20 protein-coding genes are annotated in these 14,711 nt (G+C 62.4%); 8 read left to right on the forward strand and 12 right to left on the reverse strand.

Annotation, left to right across the window (positions count from 1 at the left end; genetic code table 11):
• Positions 1 to 4 precede the first annotated feature (4 nt).
• Complete coding sequence (locus IPM06_16670; GenBank protein MBK8772045.1) at positions 5 to 457, forward strand: DUF411 domain-containing protein; 453 nt, start codon at positions 5 to 7, stop codon at positions 455 to 457.
• A 90-nt stretch (positions 458 to 547) separates the two neighbouring features.
• On the opposite strand, the gene rpsD is transcribed toward IPM06_16670, so the two are convergent.
• Complete coding sequence (rpsD, locus tag IPM06_16675) at positions 548 to 1,159, reverse strand: 30S ribosomal protein S4 (protein MBK8772046.1); 612 nt, start codon at positions 1,157 to 1,159, stop codon at positions 548 to 550.
• A 369-nt stretch (positions 1,160 to 1,528) separates the two neighbouring features.
• Here rpsD and IPM06_16680 point away from each other — a divergent pair, with 369 nt between their 5' ends.
• Complete coding sequence (locus tag IPM06_16680) at positions 1,529 to 1,831, forward strand: hypothetical protein (protein MBK8772047.1); 303 nt, start codon at positions 1,529 to 1,531, stop codon at positions 1,829 to 1,831.
• A gap of 105 nt (positions 1,832 to 1,936) precedes the next feature.
• Positions 1,937 to 2,731: a carbohydrate ABC transporter permease gene (locus IPM06_16685; protein MBK8772048.1), complete on the forward strand. Its 795-nt coding sequence runs from the start codon at positions 1,937 to 1,939 to the stop codon at positions 2,729 to 2,731.
• A 17-nt stretch (positions 2,732 to 2,748) separates the two neighbouring features.
• Here the strand turns inward: IPM06_16685 and IPM06_16690 are convergent, their stop codons facing one another.
• From IPM06_16690 to IPM06_16715, 6 genes are all read right to left on the reverse strand, one after another.
• A complete protein-coding gene (locus tag IPM06_16690) occupies positions 2,749 to 3,573 on the reverse strand; it encodes a glutamate racemase (GenBank protein MBK8772049.1) in 825 nt (274 codons plus the stop codon).
• Positions 3,574 to 3,583: 10 nt separating this feature from the next.
• Positions 3,584 to 4,402 (reverse strand): RNA methyltransferase, encoded by an 819-nt coding sequence (locus IPM06_16695; protein ID MBK8772050.1) that lies wholly within the window; start codon positions 4,400 to 4,402, stop codon positions 3,584 to 3,586.
• A 79-nt stretch (positions 4,403 to 4,481) separates the two neighbouring features.
• Complete coding sequence (locus IPM06_16700; GenBank protein ID MBK8772051.1) at positions 4,482 to 5,270, reverse strand: methyltransferase domain-containing protein; 789 nt, start codon at positions 5,268 to 5,270, stop codon at positions 4,482 to 4,484.
• Between the two features lie 102 nt (positions 5,271 to 5,372).
• Positions 5,373 to 6,431 carry a DUF4892 domain-containing protein gene (locus tag IPM06_16705; GenBank protein MBK8772052.1) on the reverse strand — a complete coding sequence of 353 codons (1,059 nt, stop codon included), beginning with the start codon at positions 6,429 to 6,431 and terminating at the stop codon, positions 5,373 to 5,375.
• Between the two features lie 141 nt (positions 6,432 to 6,572).
• Positions 6,573 to 7,619, reverse strand: a complete 1,047-nt coding sequence (locus IPM06_16710) for a cytochrome-c peroxidase (protein MBK8772053.1) — start codon at positions 7,617 to 7,619, stop codon at positions 6,573 to 6,575.
• A gap of 198 nt (positions 7,620 to 7,817) precedes the next feature.
• Entirely contained in the window at positions 7,818 to 9,074 is a 1,257-nt protein-coding gene (locus IPM06_16715; protein ID MBK8772054.1) for an MFS transporter, read from the reverse strand.
• 203 nt (positions 9,075 to 9,277) lie between these two features.
• On the opposite strand from IPM06_16715, the gene IPM06_16720 reads away from it, so the two are divergent.
• The 3 genes from IPM06_16720 to IPM06_16730 all read left to right on the forward strand — a co-directional run bounded on the left by IPM06_16720 (position 9,278) and on the right by IPM06_16730 (position 11,762).
• Positions 9,278 to 9,967, forward strand: a complete 690-nt coding sequence (locus tag IPM06_16720) for a porin family protein (GenBank protein MBK8772055.1) — start codon at positions 9,278 to 9,280, stop codon at positions 9,965 to 9,967.
• A gap of 149 nt (positions 9,968 to 10,116) precedes the next feature.
• Positions 10,117 to 11,328, forward strand: a complete 1,212-nt coding sequence (locus tag IPM06_16725) for an NADP-dependent isocitrate dehydrogenase (protein MBK8772056.1) — start codon at positions 10,117 to 10,119, stop codon at positions 11,326 to 11,328.
• Between the two features lie 137 nt (positions 11,329 to 11,465).
• A complete protein-coding gene (locus IPM06_16730) occupies positions 11,466 to 11,762 on the forward strand; it encodes a DUF718 domain-containing protein (protein MBK8772057.1) in 297 nt (98 codons plus the stop codon).
• Between the two features lie 39 nt (positions 11,763 to 11,801).
• Here IPM06_16730 and IPM06_16735 read toward each other — a convergent pair whose 3' ends face one another.
• On the reverse strand, positions 11,802 to 12,515 hold the full coding sequence (locus tag IPM06_16735; GenBank protein ID MBK8772058.1) for a HAMP domain-containing histidine kinase: 714 nt from the start codon (positions 12,513 to 12,515) through the stop codon (positions 11,802 to 11,804).
• A 47-nt stretch (positions 12,516 to 12,562) separates the two neighbouring features.
• Here IPM06_16735 and IPM06_16740 point away from each other — a divergent pair, with 47 nt between their 5' ends.
• Positions 12,563 to 12,844 carry a hypothetical protein gene (locus IPM06_16740; protein MBK8772059.1) on the forward strand — a complete coding sequence of 94 codons (282 nt, stop codon included), beginning with the start codon at positions 12,563 to 12,565 and terminating at the stop codon, positions 12,842 to 12,844.
• Positions 12,845 to 12,920: 76 nt separating this feature from the next.
• Here IPM06_16740 and IPM06_16745 read toward each other — a convergent pair whose 3' ends face one another.
• Positions 12,921 to 13,334 (reverse strand): PAS domain-containing protein, encoded by a 414-nt coding sequence (locus IPM06_16745; protein ID MBK8772060.1) that lies wholly within the window; start codon positions 13,332 to 13,334, stop codon positions 12,921 to 12,923.
• Between the two features lie 36 nt (positions 13,335 to 13,370).
• On the reverse strand, positions 13,371 to 13,535 hold the full coding sequence (locus IPM06_16750; protein MBK8772061.1) for a hypothetical protein: 165 nt from the start codon (positions 13,533 to 13,535) through the stop codon (positions 13,371 to 13,373).
• Between IPM06_16750 and IPM06_16755 the strand changes: the two genes are divergently transcribed.
• Positions 13,534 to 13,773 (forward strand): hypothetical protein, encoded by a 240-nt coding sequence (locus tag IPM06_16755; GenBank protein MBK8772062.1) that lies wholly within the window; start codon positions 13,534 to 13,536, stop codon positions 13,771 to 13,773. The two genes, IPM06_16750 and IPM06_16755, sit on opposite strands and share 2 nt — an antisense overlap.
• On the opposite strand, the gene IPM06_16760 is transcribed toward IPM06_16755, so the two are convergent.
• Complete coding sequence (locus IPM06_16760; protein ID MBK8772063.1) at positions 13,745 to 14,464, reverse strand: response regulator; 720 nt, start codon at positions 14,462 to 14,464, stop codon at positions 13,745 to 13,747. The two genes, IPM06_16755 and IPM06_16760, sit on opposite strands and share 29 nt — an antisense overlap.
• A 13-nt stretch (positions 14,465 to 14,477) precedes the next feature.
• The coding region (locus IPM06_16765) for a hypothetical protein (GenBank protein ID MBK8772064.1) at positions 14,478 to 14,711 on the reverse strand (234 nt) is incomplete at its 5' end.

A 14,711-nucleotide genomic window follows, 5' to 3' on the forward strand; every position in this document is an offset into this window, starting at 1 on the left:
ACCGATGAAGCGCCGCCTCTTCCTCCTCGCCCTGCCTTCAATGGCCTTGCAATCGCCCGCCAGCAATGCCGCCGCCCTGCCCCATCTCACGGTCTACCGTGATCCCGGCTGTGGCTGCTGCGAAGGCTGGGTGGAGCACATGCGCGATGCAGGTTTCACCGCCGATATCGTTGACGATCCCGAGCGCGCCACACGCCGCGCCACGCTCGGCATCAGCGATGACAACGCAAGCTGCCACACGGCAGTGTTCGGCAATGCCGCCATCGAAGGCCATGTGCCCGCCGCCGACGTGATCCGGCTTATCAGCGAGAACCCCGCCGATGTGATCGGCCTCACGGTGCCCGGCATGCCCCAGGGATCACCTGGCATGGGACCGGACGGCAGCGGTCCGCCCTACGACACCCTGCTCATCCGCCGCGATGGCAGCACCACGGTGTATGCTTCCCATCAGACGTAGGCGCATGACCCACAAGCACTGACGATTTCCCCAAACAAAAAGGGCGGGTAAAATCCCGCCCTTTTCCAATCTGCAATCGTCCGGTTTCGCTTAGCGCGAATAGTATTCCACGACGAGGTTCGGTTCCATCTGCACCGGATACGGCACTTCGCTGAGCGAGGGAATGCGCGTCATGCGGAACTGGGCGCCGGTCACTTCGAGATAGTCCGGCGTGTCGCGCTCGGCCGAGGCCTGCGCATCCATCACCGAAGCCATTTCCTTGGCCTTGTCCGAGAGTTCAACCACGTCGCCGGCCTTGAGGCGGATCGACGCGATGGTGACGCGCTTGCCGTTCACCTTCACGTGGCCGTGGCTGACGAACTGGCGGGCGGCGAACACGGTCGGCACCCACTTGGCACGGTACACGGCCGTGGCGAGGCGGCGCTCGAGGAGACCGATGAGGTTTTCCGACGAGTCACCCGTCATGCGGATGGCTTCCACGTAGAGGCCGTGGAACTGGCGCTCCGACAGGTTGCCGTAGTAGCCCTTGAGCTTCTGCTTGGCGCGCAACTGCGTGCCGAAGTCGCTCATCTTGCCCTTGCGGCGCTGGCCGTGCTGGCCCGGGCCGTATTCACGCTTGTTCACCGGGGACTTCGGACGGCCCCAGATGTTTTCGCCCATGCGGCGGTCGATCTTGTACTTGGCGTTTGAACGCTTCGTCATGTCACTTCTCTCAAATGCGGCAGAGACGTAAAAATGGCTAACGGGGGTGAACCCGGCCTCCTTTACGGCCCCAACCAGTTGGGTTGGAGCCCACCCTCCTCAGACACCGGTCTCCCGGCCGACAGGCACCTGCAAGAGGCGCCACGGGCAAGCAAAACACCGGGCAAACCCGGCGTTGGTGGGGGTACTAGGGGATTTGGGGGACGCTGTCAAATCAGGCGATACACTGGAGGAATGGCACCGCCATCCCTGGGCAGTTCCGGACTGCCCGGTCTCCTTACCCTCCAGAACCGTCACAAGCACCTGATCCTTTGGAACATTCTGCAAGGTCCCGTCGTTTTCCGGTCAAGACAACCGTGGAGACAGGCCATGCCCGACCATGATGACGACCTTGAGCACGACGAACGCTTTGCCCTCTCGCCCGATGCGATGATCTGGCTCATCTGCGCCATGGTGCTGAGTTCCGTGTTCTTCGGCGCCCTTCTCCTCACGGTGCTGACCCTTCCGGGCCTGCACACGGATCTGATGCGCACGATCCCCGCCGTGATTTTCGCGTCTCTCATCCTGGCACCAGCATCAGCTGGCTTCGTGGCCTACCGCATGCGCCTGCGCAACTGGGGCCGCCGCGCCTGGGTGCGGGGGGATTTCATTTCCGGCCGCCGCCAGCGCTGACCGCTCTGCGGCGCATGGCAGCATGAACGGGCCATGCGTGGACGGGGCCGCCCCGCCCCGCTAGTTTGCGCCGCGATGCGCCAGTTGAAATCCCGGGCCCGCGATGTGTCCGCCGTCGTCCTTGTGAGTCTTTACGTGATGCCCCTGCTGTGGTGGGGGCTTTCTGCTTTCACGCCTGCCGATGCACTGCTGGAGATCGGCCGCATGCTGCGGCTGGACTTCACACCCACGTTTTCCAATTTCGCGCTTGTCATACTGGGCGTGGAAGGCACCATTTTCGACTCCCGCCAGAGCCTGATCGACTCCACCTCTGTCGCCCTGCTCTCCAGCGCCATCGTGCTGCTGGCGGCTACGCCCATGGCCTACGCGCTCTCGCAGATGACCTTCCGCGGCAGCACCACGCTCCGCCGCACGGTGATCCTGCAACGCTTCCTGCCACCCATCGCCATCGTATTCCCGCTCGTCGGTCTCTATCACGGCTGGGGCCTGCTCGATACGCGCCTCGGCGTGGCACTGGCCCATGCCGCACTCAACCTGCCCTTTGCCGTGCTGCTGCTGAAATCCTTCTTCGATGACGTGCCGCATGAAGTGTCGGAAGCCGCGCGGCTGGATGGCGCTTCGCGGGGCGAAACCTTTTTCCATGTGGTGCTGCCGCTGATGAAGGGCGGCCTCGCCACCACGGCGATCCTGTGCTTCATCTTCTCCTGGACGGAGTTCCTGCTGTCGCTGTTCCTCACCCAGAACATGCGGTTGATGCCGGTGCAGGCCGGCGTCCTCATCATGAACATGTGGGGCCTCATCTCCGCCCTCACCACCACGGCCCTCGTCCCGGCCTTCATCTTCGTCCTGATCGTGCAGAAACATCTGGTGCGAGGGCTGACGCTGGGGATCTACCGGTAGGCGAAAATCCGTCTGCCCTAGGCCGGCAAGTCAATCACCATGTGCTTCGGAAAACCCATCGAGGCGTAGGCGGTGAGTGTTTCCGAGGCACTGCCGCGCGCGGAGGTGAGGATGACGGTGCCGTGGGCGGGCGCATGGGCATCATCTCCCTTGAGCGGCGTTTCCTCCACGATGTCCGCGGTGCGGCGTGCGATGGCCGGTGCGGGATCAATGTAGGTCACGGGCCACGGCGCCACCTTCTCCATGTCTTCGGTCAGCAGCGGATAATGCGTACAGCCCAATACCACCACGTCCGTCTGCTTGCCGTCGCGCTTGCGGAAGACGGGCGCGATCTCCGCTTTCAGTTCCTCAAGGTCGATGCCATGGCCCTTGAGCTTGCGCTCGGCGATTTCAGCAAGGCGCGGCGCGCCATGGAGGATCACCTTGCAGTGAAAGGCGAAGGTGTGGATCAGCGAATGGGTGTATTCGCGGCTCACCGTGCCCGGTGTGGCGAGGACGCCGATCACACCCGATTTCGTCTGCGCCGCAGCGGGCTTGATGGCGGGCACCGTGCCGACGAAAGGCACCTTGTAGGCCGCCCGCAAATCCGCGAGCGCGATGGTGGAGGCCGTGTTGCAGGCAATCACCACCACATCCGGATGAACCTCGTCGATGAGCTTGCCGATCACCATCACGATGCGGCGGGCAAGCTCCTTCTCCTTCCACGCACCATAGGGAAAGGCGGCGTTGTCGGCGGCATAGACGAGATGGGCATCGGGCATCTGCCGCGCCACGGCCCGCGCCACGGTCAAGCCGCCCATGCCGGAGTCGAAGAGGAGGATGCGGGGCTTCGCGGTCGGCATGGGGAACCTGCTATTCGTTCTTCTTCATCTTCCGCAGCTCGTGCACGCGTGTAAGCGACGAGATGATGCCGCGCAATGTGCTCACCTCTTGTGCCGAAACTGCGGTGCGCGCGAAGATATTCCGGATGTTGCGCATCATGCCGGGGCGCTTCTCATCCGTCTTGAAGAATCCCGCCGTCCACAGTTCGCGCTCGAGATGATCGTAGAAGCCGTAGAGTTCCTCCTTGGTGGCGGGCCGCGTGTCCGGCATTTGCAGGCCGGGGCCTTCCAGCGCCGGAAGCTCCGGTGTCGCCTGTCCCAGCGAGGTTGCCTCATGCTTGAACCACTCATAGCCCATCAGCAGCACGGCCTGCGCAATGTTGAGGGAGGCGTAAGCGGGGTTCACCGGTGCCGTCACAATCACATCCGCCAGCGAAACTTCTTCGTTATTGAGGCCGTAGCGTTCCCGCCCGAACATCAGCGCAATCTTCTCGCCCCGGGCAACGCGGGCGCGCATGTCCAGCCCCGCCTGCTCCGGCGTCATGACCTCCTTGGTCATGCCGCGCGGCCGGGCCGTGGTTGCATAAACATAATGTGTTTCGTGAAGCGCTTCTTCCAGGGTATTGAAAATGGACGATTTCTCGACCGTCTCATGGGCACCGGAAGCGGCGGCGACGGCCCTCTCCCGGTCCCAGCCCTCGCGCGGGTCCACAAGCTTCAGGTCGAACAACCCAAAATTCGCCATGGCCCTCGCTGCCATGCCGATGTTCTCGCCCAACTGCGGATTGACCAGCACCACCGAAGGCGCCGGGCCGAAGTCGATCTTGCGCGTCGAGTCTGTGCCTGCCATGGCGGTGGAATAGCGGCAGTTTCCCCCCCGAAAAAGCAAATTCGGGCGAAAGCACGCCCGCCTCACGCTCCTCCACGCCTCACACCTTCCCCTTCACCGCGTTCGCCACGGCTTGATATGCGATGCTGCCATCCGGGCCAGGGAGAAGGCTTTCCTTCAGCCGCTTCTGCAATTCCTGCCTTTGCGCGTCGGAGAGATTGCGCAACCGCTCGGCTTGCGGGCCGACGGGCTGGTTGTTGGACTCCCAGAAGTCGTCAAAATCGGTGAAACGCACGGTGATGGTGAGCGGCGTTGTCTCGACCTCGTGAAAACCAGCGTCTCTCCACAAATGCTCAAGTGCCTGCTGCCGGGAGATTTCGGCACTTTGCGGATGCGGCACGTCCAGGCCCATGCCCTTCAGCGTCTTGTAGAATGGAGAGGTGGGCACCCCGCCTCCCGGCAAATCCCACATGTAGGTGGCGGCGATCCCACCCGGCTTCACCACGCGTTTCAATTCCTTCGCCCCCTTCAGCGGATCGGCAAGGAAGGCAATGACCAGCGCCATCACGCCCGCATCAAACAGGGCGTCCTTGAACGGAAGCTGTTGGGCATCACCGATGTCGAATTGCGCCAGCGCGGCGCAGGCCCGGGTCTTGGCATAGGCGATCTGCCCCGGCGACGGATCAACGCCCGTCACCGCGGACGGCACCGCGCGCGCCACGATCTCCTCCGTGAAAGCGCCGTTGCCACAGCCAACATCGAGCCACGACTGGCCGGGCGGCACGGCGATCCATGAGAGGAAATCCGCGCCCACTTTGCGGCTCCAACGGCCCATCAGCCGTTCGTAGGCCGCACCATCATTGAATTGCATCGCAGGAGTCTGTGTCATCGGCCCGCCCTCTTTTGGGATGAATGCTTGAAACAGTGTCCGCCGGCCGCCCATACCCTGCGCCGGATTAGCCGCCGATGCCAGTGAAGAACGCCGGCGAGCCTACTGCTTCACGAGTTCCACGCGGCGGTTCTTGGCGCGTCCCTCTTCCTCGTCATTGGAGGCGAGCGGCGCCAACGGCCCCACGGCCTTGGGCGTCATGCGCTTGGCATCCACCCCCGCTTTCGCCAGCGCCTTGGTGAGCGCAATGGCGCGCGCCCCGGAGAGCTTGAGATTGTAGTCGAGACCACCCTGGTTGTCGGTGTGGCCCGTGACGTAGACCTTTACATCCGGATTGCCGTCGAGATAGGCGACCATCTGGTCGATCTGCTCTTGGCTCTCGGCTTTGATGACCGCCTTGTCGAAATCGAAGAAGATGCCATAGAGCACCACGCGGCCGGCGTTGGCGAGGTCCGCACCGATTTCATCGGCCGACAGTGTCACGATCTTCTGCTCGCGCGCTTTCGGCTCGACGATCTGCAACAGCACGCCCACGCGGTCCTGCAGGGCCTGCGACATGTCACCGAAACTGCCCCCCTGGTTCTGCGCCGCCAGGACGGAGACATAGGTTTCGTTGCCCGCCTCGCCCGATTTCAGCAGCGCATAGCGCGGGTCGATCACGGAATCGAACATCGCCTGCGAGGCCATCCCGCGCAGCGTATCAGCCTCTTCCGAGACCACGAGCGAAGCCTTGTTGTTCCAGTTGTAACTGAGCAGCTTGAAGCTCGGCCCGCAGGCCTCCTTGGCGCATTCATAGGCGATCGTGAAGCCCTTCGCCTTGAGGTCCTCCACATAGTTGGCGAAGACCTCCAGCGACGAGCGGCCCTGGGGCGCCACATAAAGGGTGCGCGTCACGCGGCCCTGCACGGTCATCGTTGATGTGAACTTCTTGTCATCGGCATATTCTTCGCCCTGCGCCGGACCGTTCGGCAGGGTCAGTTCGTCGAAGGCCTTTTTCGTCTGTCCGACGATGAAGGCACCCTCATAGCGCCCCACCAGCGCACTGTCGGCGGATTTGGCCGCATCCTTTGCCAGCGTCGCATCGAATTCCGCATTGTCGGCCCACGCCGGAATGGCAAACGAAAGGGCCACCAGCGCACTTGCCAAGGTCAGTCGCAACATCAGGATAATCTCCGCCGAAGAATCTGCCCCCGCACATACGTATCACAACATGAACGCCGCATGAAACGGCCTGCCTGCACAACGAAAAACGCCACCCCGCATCTTGCGGGGTGGCGTCCGTACTGAAAGCCAGTGGTGGAACTACTTCACTTCACCGGTGGGCCGCGGCGTGTCGGCCGTTTCTGCCGGCAGCACTGGCAGCGTGACGTCCGGCAGCTTGCCGGTAAGCGCGCCGAGGAAGGCCACGATCTTGGTTTCTTCGTCGTCGCTCAGTTCAGCACCAAGCTGCGAGGAACCCATGATGCCCACGGCCTGCTTCAGATCCCACACCTTGCCGGAGTGGAAGTAAGGCGCGGTGAGCGCAATGTTGCGCAGCGGTGCGGCGCGGAAGACGTAGGAGTCGTCCGCCGTCTTGGTCACCTGGAAACGGCCCTTGTCCTTGGCCGGCAGCACATCACCACCGGGCTTCTCGACGACACCGAACGGATAGTAGCCATGGCCACCCACGTTCACGCCGTTGTGGCAAGACGAGCACCCCTTGTCGATGAACAAGGCCATGCCGGCCTTCTGCTCGTCCGAGAGTGCGGCGTCGTCGCCGTTCAGATAGGCGTCGAACGGCGCGGGTGTGATCAGCGTCGCTTCGAACGCCTCGATTGCCTTGGCGAAATTGTCGAAGCTCACAGGGTCCGCTTCGCCGGGGAAAGCGGCCTTGAAGCCTTCGCCATAGGCGGGCATGGACTTGAGTGTCGCGACCACCTGGTCGGCGGTGTTGGCCATTTCAACACCGGCCTGCACCGGACCCTTGGCCTGGGCCTTCAGGTCTTCGGCGCGGCCATCCCAGAACTGTGCTTCATTGAGCACGGCGTTGAGCGCCGTCGGCGCGTTGCGCGGGCCCTTCTGCCAGCCGTGGCCGATGGACGTTTCGAGGTTGTCGTCGCCACCTGTTGCGAGGTTGTGACAGGAGTTGCACGAGAACACGCCCGATTTCGACATGCGGGTATCAAAGAACAGAGCCTTGCCGAGCGCGATCTTTTCCGGCGTGATCGGGTTGTCCTTCACGCTGGGGATGGTGGAGGGAAGCGGCTTGAAGGCTTCCGTGGCCTTGGCCCGGAGATCGTCGGCCGCCAGCGCAGCCGAAGAGATGGCCACCCCCGCGATGAGGGCGATTGCGAATGTCTTGAGTTTCATGGTTGTACCATTCCGAAAGTGGAGCGGCGTTCCTGAGCTTGCCCCGCTCCGCAGCAGGATCAGGTGAGTCGGACTGGCAATTCGGCATCCCTGATTAGAATTAGTCTAAGAAGAGAAAAGGATAAGCCTTTGATCTAAATCAATCCGGGATCGCGATCCGGGGATTTTGCGCTGCACGCACTGTCGCACGACAAAGTGTCAGGCCGTGGCGGTCTCGCGTGCCGAGGGACGCGCTTCCAGCTTCCGCGCTTCGCGCAGGCCCGGGAACATGCGGCTCCACAGGACTGCGACCGCCATGGTGCCGACGCCGCCCATTACCACCGCCGTCTTGGCGGACAAAAGTGCCGCAACGCTGCCGGCCCGGAACTCGCCCAGTTCATTCGAGGCCCCGATGAACACGCGGTTCACGGCGTTCACGCGGCCGCGCACGTCGTCCGGAGTCCACAGCTGCATCAGCGTTTCGCGCACATAAACCGAAACCATGTCGAAGGCGCCCATCATCATGAGGGCGAAGATCGACAACGGCAGCCACACCGACACGCCGAAGACAACAGTGAACACCCCGAACGCCGCCACGCACGCAAACAGGATGCGCCCTGCGTGGTCCTTGATGCCGTACTTGGCGAGCCACAGCGCCATGGCAACAGCGCCGACCCCAGGCGCCGAGCGCAGCAGGCCAAGACCCAACTCATTCACCTGCAGGATGTCGCGCGCATAGACCGGCATCAGCGCCGTCGCACCGCCGAGCAGCACCGCGAACAGATCAAGCGAAATCGCCCCCAGCACCACGGGCTCGGACTTGATGAAGCGGAAGCCTGCCAGCAACGTGTGGATCGTGGTTTCCTCCACCCGGTTGACCTGCGTCGTCCGCCCCATGGCGATGACAAGCGCCACAGCCAGCGCTGACAGGCACGCCGCCGTGCCATAGGCCGCCTCGCCGGCGATGCCATAAAGCAGGCCACCCGCCACAGGCCCGGTGATGTTCGCCAATTGCCAGCTCATCGAGTTGAGCGAGATGCCATGCGGAATGGCCTCGCGCGACAGGAGGTTGGGTGAGAGCGCATCCGCTGCGGGCGCAAGGAAGGCGCGCGCCAGCCCCAGCACCGCAAGGATCACGAACATGGGCCAAACCGCACCGGGATGCGCCAGCGTGAAGAACAGGAATGCCAGGCCGCACAGCATTTCCAGCGAAAGGCAAAGCCCCATGATCATGCGCCTGTTGAAGCGGTCCGCCACCAGCCCCGTCACCAGCACCAGCACCAGTGCCGGCATGAACTGCGACAAGCCAATGAGCCCCAGCATCCAGGGGTCGCGGGTGATGTCGTAGACCTGCCAGCCAATGGCGACGGTCATGATCTGCGCCGCAAAGGAATGGCACAGCAGCGCCACGATATACTTGACGTAAGCAGGGTAACGCAGGGCGTTGGTGGAGGGCGGCGTGGCCGTGTCGGTCATTGCCGAGGTGGTGCCATGGGGGCCCCCGGCGTGTCAAAGAGTTGTGCGGCTTTCGAACACGCGGCATCCATCAGGCCAGGCCGGGAACATTACCCATGCGACCAGACGTAGCACTTGAACCCGGTTGCAACTTGACTCAAACAAAGGTCGGTTCGTGGCGCTGTTGATACAGTCAGAACTGCGAGGGGGCTCGTGACTTGAGGATGATGATGAAGACGTTGAACCTTGCCCTCGGCCTTGCAGCCGGACTTGCTGTTGCCGCCAGTGCCTGCGCAAGTGCCGCAGATGTGACACCTCTCACCTATGATTGGACAGGCTTCTATCTCGGAGCCCAGGCCGGATATGGCTGGGGTGACAACACCTTCACCTATGTCGGCGGTGTGGGACCGCCACAGGAAAATGTCGACGTCAGCGGCCTTGTCGGCGGAGCCACGCTCGGTGCCAACAGGCAGTTCGGCAACATCGTGCTCGGTCTTGAAGGCGACATCTCCTATTCCGGCATTTCCGGCGAAACCCTGAGCGCCACACGGCCCTGCATCGCCGAAGGCTGTACCGAGGACGTGGACTGGTTCGGCACGGGCCGCGTCCGGCTGGGCTATGCGATGGACCAGATCCTGCCGTTCGTCAGCGGCGGTCTTGCCATCGGCAACATCAGCGGCAGTGCCGACATTGGTGCCTGTGATCCGCGCGGCACGGAATGCAAGTTTGATGACGTCAAGCTGGGCTGGACGCTGGGAGCCGGCCTTGAAACCGCACTCGGCGAGAACTGGACAGCCAAGGCTGAATACCTTTACGTCAATCTCGGCCGGTCCGACTTCACCAATCCGGTGGACGTGAAATCCGGCGATGTCGATTTCAGCCTCGTGCGCCTGGGCGTGAACCGCCGATTCTGACGGCCATTGAAACCCTGCCCCGGCTTCGGCTGCGGGGACGGTATCTCAAGCGGGTTTGATCCTGAATTTATCCCTCCGTCGCATTTGCGGGATGGCCTTGCCGCTGCTATAGGCGCTGCAGATTTTCCGCACTGCACAACGAGGTCAAAATGGACAAGATCAAAGTCGCCAACCCGGTCGTCGAACTCGATGGCGACGAGATGACCCGCATCATCTGGGACCAGATCAAGAAGGAACTCATCCTTCCCTACCTCGACGTCGACCTCCACTATTATGACCTCTCGGTCGAAAACCGCGACAAGACCGAGGACAAGGTGACGGTCGACTCCGCCAACGCCATCAAGAAATATGGCGTGGGCGTGAAGTGCGCCACCATCACGCCGGACGAAGCGCGCGTGAAGGAATTCAACCTGAAGCAGATGTGGAAGTCGCCCAACGGCACCATCCGCAACATCCTGGGTGGCGTCATCTTCCGCGAACCCATCATCTGCAAGAACGTGCCGCGCCTCGTGCCCGGCTGGACTCAGCCCATCATCATCGGCCGCCATGCCTTCGGCGACCAGTACCGCGCCACCGATTTCGTCTATCCGGGCAAGGGCACGCTCACCATCACCTTCAAGGGCGATGATGGCACGGTGATCGAGAAGGAAGTGTTCAAGGCCCCCGGCGGCGGCGTCGCCATGGCCATGTACAACCTCGATGACTCCATCAAGGAGTTCGCCCGCGCCTCGCTCACCTACGGCAAGCAGCGCAAGCTGCCGGTCTATTTCTCCTCCAAGAACACAATCCTCAAGGCCTATGACGGCCGCTTCAAGGACATCTTCCAGGCCATCTACGAAGCCGAATACAAGGCCGACTACGAGAAGCTGGGCATCACCTACGAGCATCGCCTGATCGACGACATGGTGGCCTCCGCCATGAAGTGGACCGGCGGCTACATCTGGGCCTGCAAGAATTACGACGGCGACGTGCAATCCGACCTCGTGGCGCAGGGCTACGGCTCGCTCGGCCTCATGACCTCCGTGCTCATCACGCCCGATGGCAAGACGGTGGAATCGGAAGCCGCCCACGGCACGGTGACGCGCCACTACCGCCTGCACCAGCAGGGCAAGGCCACCTCGACGAACTCCACCGCGTCCATCTTCGCCTGGACGGGCGGCCTGAAGCACCGCGCCAAGCTCGATGACAATGCCAAGCTCCTCCGCTTCGCCGAGACGCTGGAGAAGGTAACGGTTGCAACCATCGAGGAAGGCAAGATGACGAAGGACCTTGCGGTCCTTGTCGGCCCGGAACAGCAGTGGCTCACCACGGAAGGCTTCATTCAGGCCGTGGACAAGAACCTCGAGAAGGCGATCGGCTGATCCCGTTGCCAAGGTGAAACACCCTGATGGCCGGGCCGCGCCCGGCCATTCGCGTTTCAGGACGGTCATGGAAATGCGGCGCGCCATGGAGTAACGTCCCCGGCACCCGGGTGCGTTCAACCTCCATGGAGGACGTCATGACCGCCTACAACATCGTTCGTTTCAAGGTGAAGCCGGCCCGCGAAAAGGACTTCGTGGAATTCCATCGCACAGCGCAGGCTATTGCGGGACTGCGCGAAGGTGCACTGGTGAAGACGGGGGACCGCGCCTATTGCCTCGTGGCCAAGTGGGACTCGTTCGACAGCATTGTCTCCGCCCGGCCGCAGATGATCGGCATGCTCGACAAGATTCGCGACATGCTGGAAGACCAGGGCAACGGCCTCGGCCTCACCGATCCTGTGTCAGGCGATGTCGTGGTGGAATTGAAGCACTAGCGGCGAAACTCCGTTCAGAATTTCTCCGCCTTGCGTGCCTTACGCCGCGTCCGTGGCCTCGGGCTGAGGCACCGTGAGCGGCAGCCACATGGAGAACAGCGCGCCCTCGCCCGGCGTCGATGAAACCTCCAGGCGTCCGCCATGCTGGATGGTGATCTGCTCGATCGCCGGAACGCCAAGCCCCGTGCCGAAGCTCTTGGTGGTGAACAGCGGTTCGCGAATGCGTTCAAGAACCTCCGGCGTGATGCCCGGGCCGTTGTCGCTCACCGCAATCACGGCGCCGCCTTCACGGAGTGATGTTGTCACGATAATCGCGGGATCAGGCCGCGCGAATTTCGCCGGATCATCGCCCTGCCCCACAAGCGCCTCGCAGGCATTCGCCATGAGGTTGACGACAGCGCGCTGCAGGCGCGCGGGATCGAACGGCACGCTGCGCCCCTCCAGCCCCAGGTTGCACGTGATGGTGACGGCCGCCGGCAACTTCTTTGCCTCCTCGTCCAGCACCTGTGCAAGCCACTGGTCGAGGTCGCCGGACTGGCAATTGAGCTGCTTGGTGCGGGAGAAATCCAGAAGCTGCGTGATGATATTGTCGCAGCGGATGATGCCCTTGTTGATGCGCTCGATCTGCGGCTCCACGTCCGTGCCCTTGCCCTTGAGCTTGCGCTCCATGAGGAAGGCGGATGTGCGCACCGCGCCCAGCGGATTGCGCAGTTCGTGCGCCACGGTCGCGGTCAGCTGCCCCAACTGCTCCATGCGGCCCCTTCTTCACCAACTCGTCTTGCGCTTCTTTCAGCCGCTTCATGTTGCTGGCCAGTTCACGGTTGAGGCGCAAGACCTCGTCGTTGATGCGGCGCAATTCCGTCATCTCGCTCACGTCGACAATGCTGATGATGGCAGAGCGCTGCGTGCCGCCGATCCACAACCATCCCGAACTGATGACGATCACGCTGCGGCGCGGCACGCCCAGCGCCGAGATCTCCATTTCAAATTTGCAGGAAGCACCGGGAAACTCCGGATGCTCCGCCTTGATGCGCTCGATCAGTTCGGATTTTGACTCCGCCGCACCATCCCCGCCGCAATAGGCATTGAGCAGCGGATTGGCGAAGGCAACCGTGCCATCCTCATCAAGCTGCAGCACGCCTACGGGTACCGTCTCCGTCAGTGCCTTATATTGGTCCTCGCGTGTCTTGATCTCCCCAGATCCGTGTTCGTGCCGATGAGATAGGTCTTTCCATCCGGCCCTGCCAGCCGGGCCTTGCGCGTCAGCAGCGGTTGCCTTCCGCCATTCTCGCCCGGTACCGTTTCCTCCGAGATGTTCACCTGCCCGCTGTCGATCACGCTGCGGTCGTGTTCCTCGAAACCCTTCACTGTCTCCGCAGGCCAGAACTCCCTGTCCGATTTTCCCAGCAGTTCAGCTTCGCTGCGCTCGATGAGCTTGCAGTGCAGCGCGTTGGAATAGACGAAGTTCAGGTCTTCATCCTTGACGAAGATCGACGTCGGAAGATTGTCGAGGATGCTGAGCAGCACCTGCGGGTCTTCAAGCCGCTTGGGCGGCGTATTGTCGTTGACCATGGTTTTCTCCCAGGTTCAGGCTTCCGCCGCGTCCGGTCAGGCCGCTTCGCGTTCCACGGTCTCCAGGATGCGGCCCACATCCACGGGCTTGCTGAAGACACCGAGCGCACCACCCTTCACCGCCTGATCGATGAGGTCGTCGGCGCTGTAGCCGGTCATGAAGTAGACGCGCGCATCCGGGTTGAGACGCTTGATCTGCATGAAGCTGTCCACGCCATTCCTCTTCGGCATCACCGTCGAAGAAGCCCACATCCACCTTGTTCAGGCTGAAAGCTTCGATGGCCTGCTCACCGTCATAGGCCACGATCACGCGATGGTTGTCCATGGCGAAGAGTTCGGCAAGCGACTCCGCATTGGCGGCATCATCATCGACAACGAGGATATTCAACTGGCGGCTCATGGGGGTCCTTTCACGCGGCAAGATGGGGAAGTCGGTTGAGCAGTTCGAGCGGATCGAACGGCTTGTTCAGGACACCGGTGACGCCGATGTCGCGCAGCAGGGGAAGATCATCGCTGTGGATCATCTGCGGCGGCGGAATGAGGAAGGCGGGACCGGTGTGCCCGAGGCCCTTGAATCCGGACAGAACGGACACCTCGTCGATCAGTGGCAGGCCCGTGTCGATCACCAGTATGTCGTCATTCACGGGCCACGGCCGCGTGCCGGCGCGGCGCACCATCTGGCAATTGCGGCCGGACGTGCTGAGGGCCGCATGAATGGAATCGCCCACAAGTTGTCCAGGCGCCAGCGGCGGTGCAAGCACCACGCCCCCCGGCCCCACCTGCTCCGTGATGCTGAGGATCTCGTTCACATCAAACGGCTTATCAAGAACGCCCAGCGCGCCACCGCGGATCGCCTGCAGCAGCAGTTCCTCCACACTGTAGCCCGTCATCATGAACACCCGCGCCGAGGGCTTGAGTCGGCGGATTTCCAGAAAACTTTCCACGCCGTTCTTGCCCGGCATCATCACGTCCATGAAGGCGACGTCGAATGTCTCGCGGCAATAGGCCGAGATGGCATCCTCACCTGAATGGACCACGCGCACGTTATGGCCTTCGATTTCGAACAACTCGCCCAGCGAGTGGGCATTGTCGATATCGTCGTCAACAACAAGGATGCTGAGGGCTGTCATCACGCGGCCTCCGTCATGCTTTGCATCCCGCCTTCAACAGGCAGATGAATGTCGAACTGCGATCCCTTGCCGGCGACCGAGGAAACTTCGAGGTGGCCACCGTGCTGTTCCAGGATTTTTTCTCCACCGCAGGCAGGCCAAGGCCCGTGCCAAAACTCTTGGTGGTGTAGAGCGGCTCGCGGATCTTCGCGAGATTGTCAGCCGAAATTCCGGGCCCGTTGTCCGCCACGCGAATGACAATATCCAG

It is taken from the genome of Hyphomicrobiales bacterium, assembly GCA_016710435.1.
GTDB lineage: Bacteria > Pseudomonadota > Alphaproteobacteria > Rhizobiales > Aestuariivirgaceae > Aestuariivirga.

Coding starts and splice junctions, on each gene's coding strand:
- IPM06_16670 (MBK8772045.1), top strand. CDS start 5: ATGAAGCGCCGCCTCTTCCTCCTCGCCCTGCCTTCAATGGCCTTGCAA.
- rpsD (MBK8772046.1), bottom strand. CDS start 1,159: ATGACGAAGCGTTCAAACGCCAAGTACAAGATCGACCGCCGCATGGGC.
- IPM06_16680 (MBK8772047.1), top strand. CDS start 1,529: ATGCCCGACCATGATGACGACCTTGAGCACGACGAACGCTTTGCCCTC.
- IPM06_16690 (MBK8772049.1), bottom strand. CDS start 3,573: ATGCCGACCGCGAAGCCCCGCATCCTCCTCTTCGACTCCGGCATGGGC.
- IPM06_16695 (MBK8772050.1), bottom strand. CDS start 4,402: ATGGCAGGCACAGACTCGACGCGCAAGATCGACTTCGGCCCGGCGCCT.
- IPM06_16700 (MBK8772051.1), bottom strand. CDS start 5,270: ATGACACAGACTCCTGCGATGCAATTCAATGATGGTGCGGCCTACGAA.
- IPM06_16705 (MBK8772052.1), bottom strand. CDS start 6,431: ATGTTGCGACTGACCTTGGCAAGTGCGCTGGTGGCCCTTTCGTTTGCC.
- IPM06_16710 (MBK8772053.1), bottom strand. CDS start 7,619: ATGAAACTCAAGACATTCGCAATCGCCCTCATCGCGGGGGTGGCCATC.
- IPM06_16715 (MBK8772054.1), bottom strand. CDS start 9,074: ATGACCGACACGGCCACGCCGCCCTCCACCAACGCCCTGCGTTACCCT.
- IPM06_16720 (MBK8772055.1), top strand. CDS start 9,278: ATGATGATGAAGACGTTGAACCTTGCCCTCGGCCTTGCAGCCGGACTT.
- IPM06_16725 (MBK8772056.1), top strand. CDS start 10,117: ATGGACAAGATCAAAGTCGCCAACCCGGTCGTCGAACTCGATGGCGAC.
- IPM06_16730 (MBK8772057.1), top strand. CDS start 11,466: ATGACCGCCTACAACATCGTTCGTTTCAAGGTGAAGCCGGCCCGCGAA.
- IPM06_16735 (MBK8772058.1), bottom strand. CDS start 12,515: ATGGAGCAGTTGGGGCAGCTGACCGCGACCGTGGCGCACGAACTGCGC.
- IPM06_16740 (MBK8772059.1), top strand. CDS start 12,563: ATGTTGCTGGCCAGTTCACGGTTGAGGCGCAAGACCTCGTCGTTGATG.
- IPM06_16745 (MBK8772060.1), bottom strand. CDS start 13,334: ATGGTCAACGACAATACGCCGCCCAAGCGGCTTGAAGACCCGCAGGTG.
- IPM06_16755 (MBK8772062.1), top strand. CDS start 13,534: ATGAAGCTGTCCACGCCATTCCTCTTCGGCATCACCGTCGAAGAAGCC.
- IPM06_16750 (MBK8772061.1), bottom strand. CDS start 13,535: ATGCAGATCAAGCGTCTCAACCCGGATGCGCGCGTCTACTTCATGACC.
- IPM06_16760 (MBK8772063.1), bottom strand. CDS start 14,464: ATGACAGCCCTCAGCATCCTTGTTGTTGACGACGATATCGACAATGCC.